Annotated in this window: 10 protein-coding genes; 1 reads left to right on the top strand and 9 read right to left on the bottom strand. The window is 68.4% G+C overall.

What is annotated here, in order from left to right; all coding sequences use genetic code 11:
- Entirely contained in the window at positions 1-858 is an 858-nt protein-coding gene (locus tag MFF40_RS17475; protein ID WP_147857062.1) for a response regulator, read from the top strand.
- Positions 859-879: 21 nt separating this feature from the next.
- Here the strand turns inward: MFF40_RS17475 and lpdA are convergent, their stop codons facing one another.
- The 9 genes from lpdA to mdh form a co-directional block, all read right to left on the bottom strand.
- Complete coding sequence (gene lpdA, locus MFF40_RS17470; protein WP_147857061.1) at positions 880-2,280, bottom strand: dihydrolipoyl dehydrogenase; 1,401 nt, start codon at positions 2,278-2,280, stop codon at positions 880-882.
- Between the two features lie 66 nt (positions 2,281-2,346).
- Positions 2,347-3,102, bottom strand: coding sequence for an SDR family oxidoreductase (locus MFF40_RS17465; RefSeq protein ID WP_147896469.1), 756 nt, complete (start codon positions 3,100-3,102; stop codon positions 2,347-2,349).
- The gene (locus MFF40_RS17460) at positions 3,099-3,425 is read right to left on the bottom strand and encodes a pentapeptide repeat-containing protein (protein WP_147857415.1); all 327 of its coding nucleotides are present in this window, start codon (positions 3,423-3,425) and stop codon (positions 3,099-3,101) included. The genes MFF40_RS17465 and MFF40_RS17460 overlap by 4 nt, the downstream gene beginning before the upstream one ends.
- Positions 3,403-3,714: a hypothetical protein gene (locus MFF40_RS17455; protein ID WP_147857414.1), complete on the bottom strand. Its 312-nt coding sequence runs from the start codon at positions 3,712-3,714 to the stop codon at positions 3,403-3,405. Before MFF40_RS17455 ends, MFF40_RS17460 begins: the two co-directional genes overlap by 23 nt.
- Before the next feature lie 122 nt (positions 3,715-3,836).
- The gene (odhB, locus tag MFF40_RS17450; protein WP_147896470.1) at positions 3,837-5,177 is read right to left on the bottom strand and encodes a 2-oxoglutarate dehydrogenase complex dihydrolipoyllysine-residue succinyltransferase; all 1,341 of its coding nucleotides are present in this window, start codon (positions 5,175-5,177) and stop codon (positions 3,837-3,839) included.
- 95 nt (positions 5,178-5,272) lie between these two features.
- Entirely contained in the window at positions 5,273-8,263 is a 2,991-nt protein-coding gene (locus MFF40_RS17445) for a 2-oxoglutarate dehydrogenase E1 component (RefSeq protein WP_147854100.1), read from the bottom strand.
- 158 nt (positions 8,264-8,421) lie between these two features.
- Complete coding sequence (gene sucD / locus MFF40_RS17440; RefSeq protein WP_147854099.1) at positions 8,422-9,306, bottom strand: succinate--CoA ligase subunit alpha; 885 nt, start codon at positions 9,304-9,306, stop codon at positions 8,422-8,424.
- Between the two features lie 2 nt (positions 9,307-9,308).
- Entirely contained in the window at positions 9,309-10,505 is a 1,197-nt protein-coding gene (gene sucC, locus MFF40_RS17435) for an ADP-forming succinate--CoA ligase subunit beta (protein ID WP_147854098.1), read from the bottom strand.
- Between the two features lie 131 nt (positions 10,506-10,636).
- Positions 10,637-11,599 carry a malate dehydrogenase gene (gene mdh, locus MFF40_RS17430; RefSeq protein WP_147854097.1) on the bottom strand — a complete coding sequence of 321 codons (963 nt, stop codon included), beginning with the start codon at positions 11,597-11,599 and terminating at the stop codon, positions 10,637-10,639.
- Positions 11,600-11,663 lie beyond the last annotated feature (64 nt).

Genomic DNA, 11,663 nt, shown 5'->3' with positions numbered 1-11,663 from the left:
ATGGAGCTTGATCAGGCGAGGTCGCCGGCGCGCGTCGCGATCGCGGATTGCGATGCGGGACGCCGCGCCGCCCTGCGGGCGATCGTCGAACGCTTCGACCCCCACGCCGTGATCGACGAGGCCACGTCGGGTCAGGCGCTGTGCGACATCCTCCTGCAGAAACGCCCGAGCCTCGCCTTCGTGGGGCTCCAACTCGCCGACCTGAGCGGACCCGAGGCCGTCGCGGTCGCGCGCCGGGCCGGCGCCGAGCCGCCCTGCCTCGTCCTGGTCGCCAACCGGGTGCTGCCACACTGGCAGGAGATCGCCCAGAGCCTCGGCGCCTACGAGGTGCTGAAGACGCCGCTCGATCCCGGCCATATCGAGCAATTGCTGCATGCCGATGCCCGCCGCCGCACCCCGACCCGGGCGCTGCTGGCCTGCTCGTCGCCCGCAGGCCGGACCGCGATCAGCCGGGTGGTGGCCCGCAGCGGCTTCGCGATCGCGCTCGAGGAGACCAATTGCGGCCGCCACGCCTTGAGCCAGCTCAAGCTCGGTGCCTACGATTTCGCCTTCCTCGACGTGAAGCTCGGCGGCATCGAAGGGATGGAACTCGCCTGCCAGATCCAGCCCCTCGGGCTGCCGACCCGGATCACCCTTCTGACCACCTCGGAGCTGGAACCGATCGCCCAGGCGGGGCGCTATTTCGGTGTCGACGCGGTGCTGCGGATGCCGTTCTACGCCCGCGACATCGACCTTGCGCTGCACAACGCCCTGGGCCTGCGCCGGCCGTATCTCCTGAACGCTCTGACGGCGCCGCCGGCCCCGAGCGCACTCCTGCGGATCGCCGACCTTCCGAACGCCCGGCGCAAGATCGCCTGATCCTGCGCCGGGTTCTGCCGATCAGACGTGGATGGCGCGCTTGGACACGGCGAGCGCCGCTTCCTTCACCGCTTCGGTCAGCGTCGGGTGCGCGTGGCAGGTGCGGGCGATGTCCTCGGAGGAGGCGCCGAACTCCATCGCCACCGCGACCTCGGCGATCAGGTTGCCGGCATCCGCGCCCACGATGTGCACGCCGAGAACCCGGTCGGTCTGGGCGTCGGCCAGCACCTTCACGAAGCCCTCCGTGGTGCCGTTCGCCTTGGCGCGGCCGTTGGCTGTGAACGGGAATTTTCCCGCATTGTAGGCGATGCCGTCCTTGGTCAGCTCCTCCTCGGTCTTGCCGACGGAGGCCACCTCCGGGAACGTGTAGACCACGTTCGGGATCACGCCGTAATTGACGTGGCCGGACTGGCCGGCCAGCATCTCGGCGATGGCGACGCCCTCGTCCTCCGCCTTGTGGGCGAGCATCGGCCCGGCGATCACGTCGCCGATCGCGTAGATGCCGGTGACGTTGGTGGCGTAGTGGGCATCCGTGAGGATCCGGCCCTTGTCGTCGCGCTGCACGCCCACCGTGTCGAGGCCGAGGCCCTCGGTGTAGGGCACCCGGCCGATCGCCACGAGGACGACGTCCGCCTGCAGGCTCTCCGCCTCGCCGCCCGCGGCCGGCTCCACGGTGACGTTCGCACCCTTCTTGCCGACCTCGACGCCGGTCACCTTGGTGGACAGCTTGAGCTGGATGCCCTGCTTGGTCAGGATCCGCTGGAACTGCTTGCCGACCTCTCCGTCCATGCCGGGGAGCACCCGGTCAAGATACTCCACCACGGTGACCTCGGCGCCGAGCCGACGCCAGACCGAGCCGAGCTCCAGACCGATCACCCCGGCGCCGATGACCAGGAGCTTCTTCGGCACCCGGTCGAGCTCCAGGGCGCCCGTGGAGGAGACCACGACCTTCTCGTCGATGGTCACGCCCGGCAAGCGCGTCACGTCGGACCCGGTGGCGATGACGATGCTCTTGGTCTCGAGCATCTGGTTGCCGCCATCCTCGGACACGACCTCGACTCGGCCGGCGCCCGCGATCTTGCCGGTGCCGTGGAAGGTGTCGACCTTGTTCTTCTTCAGCAGGAACTCGACGCCCTTGGTGTTGCCGGCGACACCCTCGGCCTTGAAGCTCATCATCTTCTTCAGATCGAGCTTCACGCCGCTGACCTCGATGCCGAGGTCGGGGAAATGCTTGGTCGCCTCCTCGAACGCCTCGGAGGCGTGCAGCAGCGCCTTCGACGGGATGCAGCCGACGTTGAGGCAGGTGCCGCCGTGGGTCGCCCGCTTCTCGACCACGGCGGTCCGCAGGCCGAGCTGCGCCGCGCGGATCGCGCAGACGTAGCCGCCTGGGCCGGTGCCGATGACGACGAGATCGTAGGACATGAGAATTCGCTTCCGGTCGGTCATGCCGCCTGGGGCGGTCGAAGAGAAAGGGGTATCGAGGGCGGCTTAGCGGCCGCCGGCGACGTCGAGGATGGCGCCCGTGGTGTAGGCGGCCTCCTCCGAGAGCAGCCACGCGATCGGCGCGGCGACCTCCTCGGCGGTGCCGGCGCGGCCCATCGGGACGCCGGGCCCGAGGCGCTCGACCCGGTCGGGCTCGCCGCCGCTCGCATGAATCTCGGTGGCGATGATGCCGGGCGCCACCGCGTTGACGCGGATGCCCTCCCCGGCCACCTCGCGGGCGAGCCCAATGGTCAGCGAGTCGATCGCGCCCTTTGAGGCGGCGTAATCGACGAACTGGCCGGGGCCGCCGAGGCGGGCCGCCACCGAGGACAGGTTGACGATGGCGCCCCCTGCCCCGCCGCGCTTGTTCGACATGCGCCGCACCGCCTCGCGGGCGCATAGGAAGCTCCCGACCACGTTGGTGGTCATCATGCGCTGGAGCCGGGCCGCGCTCATGTCGGCCACGTCGGATTTCATGTCGACCACGCCCGCGTTGTTCACGAGCGCCGCGAGCCGGCCGAGCCCGTCCGCGGCCTGGAACAGCGCCAGCACGTCGGCCTCGACGCCGACATCGCTGCGCACGGCCAGGGCCTTGCCGCCCTTGGCGGTGATCGCATCCACCACCGCCTGTGCCGCGGCCGCGTCCGACACGTAGCTCAGGCAGATCGCGTAGCCGCGCTCCGCGAGCAACAGCGACACAGCCCGCCCGATGCCGCGGCTGCCGCCCGTGACGATGGCGACGGATCCAAGCGACGTGGTCAAAGCTCGGCTCCCGTTGATTCCCGCGGCTGGCCGACAAGCGTTTGACGGTCAATATAGGTGGGCAGTCGTGTGTGCTCGTCGAGGATCGCAGTAGCGAGCTGCGCCTCAGTCAGATTCAAGGCCCCGGTCAGATCCGCGCCCCGCAAGATCGCACCGCTCAAGCGTGCATCTTGGAAGTCCGAGTTTCGAAACGCGGCCCCGCTCGCATCGATTCGAGACAGGTCCGCGCGCCGCAGGTCGGCGTTGCTGAGATCCGTGTGACGGAGAAAAGCGCCCTGAAGATTGACGATCGGGTGGGGGCTAGAATTCGCCTGATGGTTCATCGGCAGCGATCCTCATGCGCAACGTCTCGACAATAGCCCTTACGTCGATGGGCGGTTCCGACTCCTCGTAACGCGACCGCCTCTCGCGAAGGTGTGCCTGCAAGAGTTCGAAGACCGGATCTGCGAGGTCGGGAAAATCGCGCCCGATCTCGCGAAGAACATAGATAGCCGCCAGTCGGACTTCGAGCTGTCCGTCGCCGAGTTGCCCCGCCGCGCGGTTGAAGAGTTCCGTGACGTGGGCACGCCGCGCCAACTCCACCTGCGTTGCAGCCGACCCGGCCTGCTTCACTTCTGGTGCAAGCTTTCGCCACGCCAGTGCCGCCCCAACCAGCGCCGCGAGGGCCAGTCACAGATTTCGCACGATCTCCAAGACGAACACCCATGTCTGCATCCGGATGATCTACCGCGGGATCACAGATCCAGCACGAGCCGGGCCGGATCTTCCAGCGCCTCCTTCACCCGCACCAGGAAGGTCACGGCCTCCTTACCGTCCACGATCCGGTGATCGTATGACAGCGCGAGGTACATCATCGGCCGCGCCTCGATCTTGCCGGCGCGGACCACCGGGCGCTCCTCGATGCGGTGCATGCCGAGGATGCCCGATTGCGGGGCGTTGAGGATCGGGGTCGACATCAGCGAGCCGTAGATGCCGCCGTTGGTGATCGTGAAGGTGCCGCCCTGCATGTCCTCGATGGACAGCTTGCCGTCGCGGGCCTTCTTGCCGAAGCCGGCGATGGTCTTCTCGATGCCGGCGATCGACAGGTCGTCGGCGTTGCGCACCACTGGCACGACCAGGCCCTTATCGGTGCCGACCGCGATGCCGATGTGGTAATAGTTCTTGTAGACGAGGTCCTGCCCGTCGATCTCGGCATTGACCGCCGGCACGTCCTTGAGGGCGCCGATCACCGCCTTGGTGAAGAAGCCCATGAAGCCGAGCTTGGTGCCGTGCTTCTTCTCGAAGATGTCCTTGTACTGGCTGCGTAGCGCCATCACGGCCGACATGTCGACGTCGTTGAACGTCGTCAGCATCGCGGCGGTGTCCTGCGCGTCCTTGAGGCGGCGCGCGATGGTCTGGCGCAGCTTCGTCATACGCACGCGCTCCTCGCGCGCGGCATCGTCGGGCGCGGAAGGCGCGCGCGGCGGGGTCGGTCGGGCCTCCTTGGCGGGGGCGGCGGTCGGGGCCGGGCCCTTGGAGATCGCGCCGAGCATGTCGCCCTTGGTCACGCGGCCGTCCTTGCCCGAGCCGTTGATGCCGGAGGGATCGACGCCGCTCTCGCGGGCGAGCTTGGCCACCGCCGGGCCGTTGTCGCCGGTCGAGCGCTGCTGGGAGGCCGGGGCGCCGGCGTCGCCGTGGTTGCCATAGCCGGCGGACGATTCCTGGGCGGGCGCCTCGGACTTCGCGGGGGCGGCCGCCTTCGGCGCCTCGCTGCGGCTCTCGGACTTGGTCTCGGCGGCCTCCTTCGGGGCCTCTTTGGCGGCAGCCTTCTTGCCGCCGCCGGAGGCCGCGGCGGCGCCCGCCTCGACGATCGAGCCGAGCAGGGCGCCGGGCTCCACCGTCTCGCCGTCCTTGACCAGGATCTCGCCAAGCTGGCCGGCAGCCGGGGCGTTGACCTCCAGGGTGACCTTGTCGGTCTCGAGTTCGACGATCGGCTCGTCGACCGCGACCGTGTCGCCGGGCTTCTTGAACCAGCGGCCGATGGTGGCCTCGGTCACGGATTCGCCGAGCGTCGGGACGAGGATGTCGGTAGCCATGGTCTTCGCACTTCCGGATCGGTTGGGCCGTGCCGGACGGCCTGGACGTGTTGGGGACGGCGGCCCGAATGGGTCACCGCCGGGTTTTCAAAAAATCAGACCGCCAGCGCCTCGTTGAGGAACGCCTGGAGCTGGGCCTGGTGCTTGGACATCTGGCCCACGGCCGTGGACGCGGAGGCCGGGCGGCCGACGTAGCGGGCGCGCTTCACCGCGGAGCCGGCCTGGCCGAGCACCCATTCGAGGTAGGGCTCGACGAAGGACCAGGCGCCCATGTTCTTGGGCTCCTCCTGGCACCAGACCACGTCCGCGTTGCGGAACCGGCCCATCTCGTTGGCGAGGGCCTTGAGCGGGAACGGGTAGAGCTGCTCGACGCGCATCAGGTAGACGTCGTTCAGGCCGCGCTTCTCGCGCTCCTCCAGCAGGTCGTAGTAGACCTTGCCGGAGCACAGGACGACGCGGCGGATCTTGTCGTCGCGCACCAGCTTGTTGGGCGCGCCCTCCTCCTCGGAATCGTCCCACAGGACGCGGTGGAAGGTCGAACCCTCGGCCAGCGCGTCGAGCGTCGAGACCGCCCGCTTGTGGCGCAGCAGCGACTTCGGCGTCATCAGCACCAGCGGCTTGCGGAAGTCCCGCTTCAGCTGCCGGCGCAGGATGTGGAAGTAGTTGGCTGGGGTGGTGACGTTGGCCACCTGCATGTTGTCCTCGGCGCAGGCCTGGAGGTAGCGCTCCAGGCGGGCGGAGGAATGCTCGGGACCCTGGCCCTCGTAGCCGTGCGGCAACAGCAGCACGAGGCCGGACATGCGCAGCCACTTGCGCTCGCCGCTCGCGATGAACTGGTCCATCACAACCTGGGCGCCGTTGGCGAAGTCGCCGAACTGGGCCTCCCAGAGGACCAGAGCGTTCGGCTCGGCCAGCGAGTAGCCGTACTCGAAGCCGAGCACCGCCTCCTCGGAGAGCATCGAGTTGATGATCTCGATCGAGGCCTGGCCGTCGCGGATGGCGTTGAGCGGCGTGAAGCGCTGCTCGTTCTCCTGGTCGATCACCACGGCGTGGCGCTGCGAGAAGGTGCCGCGCTCGACGTCCTGGCCGGAGAGCCGGACCCGGTTGCCGTCGAGCAGCGTCGCCCCGAAGGCCAGGGCCTCGGCGGTCGCCCAGTCGATGCCGGCGCCGGTCTCAACCGCCTTGGCGCGGTTGTCCATGAACCGCTGGATCGTGCGATGCAGGTGGAAGCCCGGGGGCGCCTGGGTGATCTTGCGGCCGATCTCCTGCAGGGTTTCGGCCGGCACGGCGGTGCGGCCGCGGCGCGGATCGTCGACGTCCTCGTGCACGGCCTTGAAGCCGGACCAGCGGCCGTCGAGCCAATCGGCCTTGTTGGCCTTGTAGTTGGTGGCGACGTCGAGTTCGGTGTCGAGGATCTGGCGGAACTCGGCCTTGCGGGCGTCCAGGGCCTCCTGGTCGAGGGTGCCGTTCTCGACGAGCCGGCGGCCGTAGGTCTCCAGCACCGAGGGATGCTTGCGGATCCGCTGGTACATCTTCGGCTGGGTGAAAGCCGGCTCGTCGCCCTCGTTGTGGCCGAAGCGGCGGTAGCACAGCATGTCGATCACGACCGGCTTGCCGAACTTCTGCCGGTACTCGACCGCCACCTTGGCCGCGAAGGTCACGGCCTCCGGGTCGTCGCCGTTGCAGTGGAAGATCGGCGCCTCGACCATCTTCGCCACGTCCGACGGATAAGGCGAGGAGCGGGAGAAGCGCGGGTCGGTGGTGAAGCCGATCTGGTTGTTGATGATGAAGTGCACCGAGCCGCCGGTCCGGTGGCCCTTCAGCCCCGACAGGCCGAAGCACTCCGCGACCACGCCCTGCCCGGCGAAGGCGGCATCGCCGTGGATCAGAAGCGGCAGCACGCTGGCGCGCTGGATATGCGGCTTGGCCCACTGGTCCTGCTTGGCCCGGACCTTACCGAGCACCACCGGATCGACGATCTCGAGGTGGGACGGGTTGGCGGTGAGCGACAGGTGGACGTTGTTGCCGTCGAAGGCGCGGTCGGACGAGGCGCCCAGGTGGTACTTCACGTCGCCCGAGCCCTCGACCTCCGCCGGCGAGGCGGAGCCGCCCTTGAACTCGTGGAACACCGCCCGGAACGGCTTGGCCATCACGTTGGTCAGCACGTTGAGCCGGCCCCGGTGGGCCATGCCGAGCACGATCTCGCGCACGCCGAGCGCGCCGCCACGCTTGATGATCTGCTCCAGCGCCGGGATCATCGACTCGCTGCCGTCGAGGCCGAAGCGCTTCGTCCCGGTGTACTTCAGGTCCAGGAACTTCTCGAAGCCCTCGGCCTCGATCAGCTTGTTCAGGATCGCGCGCCGGCCCTCGGGCGTGAAGGAGATTTCCTTGTCCTTGCCCTCGATGCGCTCCTGGATCCACGCCTTTTCGGCGGGATCGGAGATGTGCATGAACTCGACGCCGAGCGTCTGGCAGTAGGTCCGCTCCAGGATGTCGACGATCTCGCGGATCGTCCCGAACTGGAGGCCCAGCACATTGTCGAGGAAGATCGGGCGGTCCCAGTCGGCCTCTTCGGTGAAGCCGTAATGCTGCGGGTGCAACTCCTCGTGGTCGCCGCGCGGGGCGAGCCCCAACGGGTCGAGCTTGGCGTGCAGGTGACCGCGCATGCGGTAGGAGCGGATCAGCATGATCGCCCGCACCGAATCCTTGGCGGCCTGCTCCACAGACACGCCCGTGGTGGCGGCGACGCTGTCGACCGGCTTGCCGGGCTTGGGCTCCTTGGCGTCCCGGGCGACGATCTTGTCGCCGATCGCCTTCTCCAGGGCGCCCCAGTTCCCGTCCAGCGCCGAGACCAGCTCGCCGTTCGCCGGCACCGGCCAGTTGGGCTTCTCCCAGGACGCGCCCGCAGCGTTCTTCGCGACGAGGGTCTCGTCCTCGCCCAGGCCCTTGAAGAAGGCCTGCCATTCCGGATCCACCGAGGCCGGGTTGCGGGCGTAGGCCGCCTGCAATTCCTCGATGTAGGCGGCGTTGGCGCCGTAGAGGAACGAGGTTTCGAGAAGCGCTTCGTTCACGTCCTGGCGTGCCATGGTCCGTTCATCCTGTCGCGCGGGCAGGCCGGCTGCCCTGTCGGCGACCCGCTCGCGGGGCGGATCGCCCTGAAATTGACCCGGGGCGAGAACACGCCCCGACAAGGTCGATATGGGGGTCGCGGCCCTGCGCCGGCCGCAACGCAGGCGCGCTGGCCTCAGCCCTTGAGGACGTCCACCAGGGTCGAGCCGAGCCGGGCCGGCGACGGCGAGACGCGGATGCCGGCCGCCTCCATGGCGGCGATCTTGTCCTCGGCGCCGCCCTTGCCGCCCGAGATGATCGCGCCGGCATGGCCCATGCGGCGGCCCGGAGGCGCCGTGCGGCCGGCGATGAAGCCGACCATGGGCTTGCTTCGGCCCCGCTTGGCCTCGTCCCGCAGGAACTGCGCGGCCTCCTCCTCGGCCGAGCCGCCGATCTCGCCGATCATCACGATCGACTCGGTCTTCGGGTCGGCGAGGAACAACTCCAGCACGTCGATGAACTCGGTGCCCTTCACCGGGTCGCCGCCGATGCCCACGGCCGTGGTCTGGCCGAGGCCGGCGTTGGTGGTCTGGAACACGGCTTCGTAGGTCAGCGTGCCCGAGCGCGAGACGATGCCGACCGAGCCCTGGCGGAAGATGTTGGCCGGCATGATGCCGATCTTCGACTGGCCGGCCGTGACGATGCCGGGGCAGTTCGGGCCGACGAGGCGCGACTTCGAGCCGGTCAGCGCCCGCTTCACCCGCACCATGTCGAGCACCGGGATGCCCTCCGTGATGCACACGATCAGCGGGATCTCGGCCGCAATGGCCTCGCAGATCGCGTCGGCGGCGCCGGGCGGCGGCACGTAGACCACCGAGGCGTCGGCGCCGGTGGCCTCGCGGGCCTCCGCGACCGTGTCGAACACGGGCAGGCCCAGATGGCTCGCGCCGCCCTTTCCGGGGCTGGTGCCGCCGACCATCTTGGTCCCGTACGCGATGGCCTGCTCGGAGTGGAAGGTCCCGTTCTTGCCGGTGAAACCCTGGCAGATGACCTTGGTGTTCGCGTCGATCATCACCGACATGATCAGGCTCCCTTCACGGCGGCGACGATCTTCTGGGCGGCGTCGTCGAGGTCGTCCGCCGGGATCACGTTGAGGCCGGAGCCCCGGATGATGTCCTTGCCCTCTTCGACGTTGGTGCCTTCCAGGCGCACCACCAGGGGCACCTGCAGGCCCACCGCCTTGACGGCGGCGATGACGCCGCGGGCGATGACGTCGCACTTCATGATCCCGCCGAAGATGTTGACGAGGATCCCCTTCACCTGGGGGTCGGCGGTGATGATCTTGAACGCCGCGGTGACCTTCTCCTCGGAAGCGCCGCCGCCGACGTCGAGGAAGTTGGCCGGGCTTTCGCCGTAGAGCTTGATGATGTCGAGGGTGGCCATGGCCAGCCCGGCGCCGTTGACCATGCAGCCGATCGTGCCGTCCAGCGCGATGTAGGCGAGGTCGTATTTCGACGCCTCGATCTCCTTGGCATCCTCCTCGGTCTCGTCCCGCAGCGCGACGATGTCGGCGTGTTTGTAGAGCGCGTTCGAGTCGAACGAGATCTTGGCGTCGAGGCACTTGAGGTGGCCGTCGGCTGAGAGCACCAGCGGGTTGATCTCCAGCATGCTCATGTCCTTGGACACGAACGCCGCGTAGAGTTTTTCCGTGAGCGAGGCCGCCTCCTTGGCCTGGGCGCCGGAGAGGCCCAGCGCCTTGGCGACCGCGCGGCCGTGATGGGGCATCACGCCGGTGGCGGGATCGACCGGGATCGTGTGGATCTTCTCGGGCGTGTCGTGGGCGACCGCCTCGATATCCATGCCGCCCTCGGTGGAGACCACGAAGGCCACGCCGCCGGTGGCGCGATCGACAAGCATCGAGAGGTAGAATTCCTCGGCGATCTGGGCGCCTTCCTCGATGTAGAGGCGGTTGACCTGCTTGCCGGCCGGCCCGGTCTGGATCGTCACCAGGGTCTGGCCGAGCATCTCGCCGGCGTATTGCTTCACCTCGTCGATGGACTTGGTGACCCGCACCCCGCCCTTCGCGCCCTCGGGAGCACCCTTGAACGTGCCCTTGCCGCGGCCGCCCGCGTGGATCTGGCTCTTCACGACCCAGACCGGGCCGCCGAGTTCCTTGGCGGCCGCCTCGGCCTCCGACGGATCGAAGATCGGAACGCCGCGGGAGACCGGTAGGCCGAACTCCTTCAAGACGGCCTTGGCCTGGTATTCATGGATGTTCATCGGGGCCTCGTCAGATAAGCGAATGGCGAGTGGCGAGTGGCGAATGGCGAATGGAAGGCGTCGGGAATGGCGATGGCGTCGATGGCCTCCGACCCCATTCGCCACGCGCGATTCGCCATTCGCCTCTTCCTTCAGGCGAGGTTGGCGTCGACGCCCTTGCAGGCTTCGATCAGGCCGGTCACCGAGGCGACGGACTTCTCGAACATCGCCTTCTCGGCCGGGTCGAAGGTGACTTCGAGGACGCGCTCAACGCCGCCGGCACCGATGACGATTGGCACGCCGATGAACATGCCGGAGACGCCGTACTGGCCGTCGAGATAGGCGGCGCAGGGCAGGACCCGCTTCTTGTCACGCAGGTAGCTCTCGGCCATCGCGATGGCGGATGAGGCCGGCGCGTAGAAGGCCGAGCCGGTCTTGAGCAGGTTGACGATCTCGCCGCCGCCCTTGCGGGTCCGCTCGACCATGGCGTCGAGCTTCTCCTGGGTGGTCCAGCCGAGCTTGACCAGATCCGTGAGCGGCACGCCCGCGACCGTCGAGTAGCGGGTGAGCGGCACCATGTCGTCGCCGTGGCCGCCGAGCACGAAGGCGGTGACGTCCTCGACCGAGACCTTGAACTCGTCGGCCAGGAAGTGGCGGAAGCGGGCCGAATCGAGCACGCCTGCCATGCCGACAATCTTGTTGGTGGGCAGACCCGAGAACTTCTGCAGGGCCCAGACCATCGCGTCGAGCGGGTTGGTGATGCAGATCACGAAAGCATCCGGAGCGTAGCTCTTGATGCCCTCGCCCACCGCCTGCATGACCTTGAGGTTGATGCCGATCAGGTCGTCGCGGCTCATGCCGGGCTTGCGCGGCACGCCGGCGGTGACGATCACCACGTCGGCGCCCTTGATGGCCGCATAATTGCTTGCGCCGGCGTAGGTCGCGTCGAAGCCCTCGACCGGGGCGGCCTCGGCGATGTCGAGCGCCTTGCCCTGCGGCACGCCGTCGACGATGTCGAACAGCACCACGTCGCCGAGATCCTTCAGGCCAGCCAGGAGGGCCAGGGTGCCGCCGATCTGGCCGGCACCGATGAGCGCGATCTTGTTGCGAGCCATGTCGGATCAACCTCCGCTGCGTGTCGTCTTCGGTGGGATCGGCGAGGCGCCGGGACCGTCCGCT

This window comes from Methylobacterium mesophilicum (assembly GCF_022179445.1).
GTDB classification, from domain to species: Bacteria; Pseudomonadota; Alphaproteobacteria; order Rhizobiales; family Beijerinckiaceae; genus Methylobacterium; species Methylobacterium mesophilicum.
Note: the sequence above shows the minus strand (reverse complement) of the source record. Positions and strands in the feature narration are given on the sequence as shown.

Coding starts and splice junctions, on each gene's coding strand:
- sucD (WP_147854099.1), bottom strand. CDS start 9,306: ATGTCGGTGATGATCGACGCGAACACCAAGGTCATCTGCCAGGGTTTC.
- mdh (WP_147854097.1), bottom strand. CDS start 11,599: ATGGCTCGCAACAAGATCGCGCTCATCGGTGCCGGCCAGATCGGCGGC.
- MFF40_RS17460 (WP_147857415.1), bottom strand. CDS start 3,425: ATGAACCATCAGGCGAATTCTAGCCCCCACCCGATCGTCAATCTTCAG.
- sucC (WP_147854098.1), bottom strand. CDS start 10,505: ATGAACATCCATGAATACCAGGCCAAGGCCGTCTTGAAGGAGTTCGGC.
- lpdA (WP_147857061.1), bottom strand. CDS start 2,280: ATGTCCTACGATCTCGTCGTCATCGGCACCGGCCCAGGCGGCTACGTC.
- odhB (WP_147896470.1), bottom strand. CDS start 5,177: ATGGCTACCGACATCCTCGTCCCGACGCTCGGCGAATCCGTGACCGAG.
- MFF40_RS17475 (WP_147857062.1), top strand. CDS start 1: ATGGAGCTTGATCAGGCGAGGTCGCCGGCGCGCGTCGCGATCGCGGAT.
- MFF40_RS17445 (WP_147854100.1), bottom strand. CDS start 8,263: ATGGCACGCCAGGACGTGAACGAAGCGCTTCTCGAAACCTCGTTCCTC.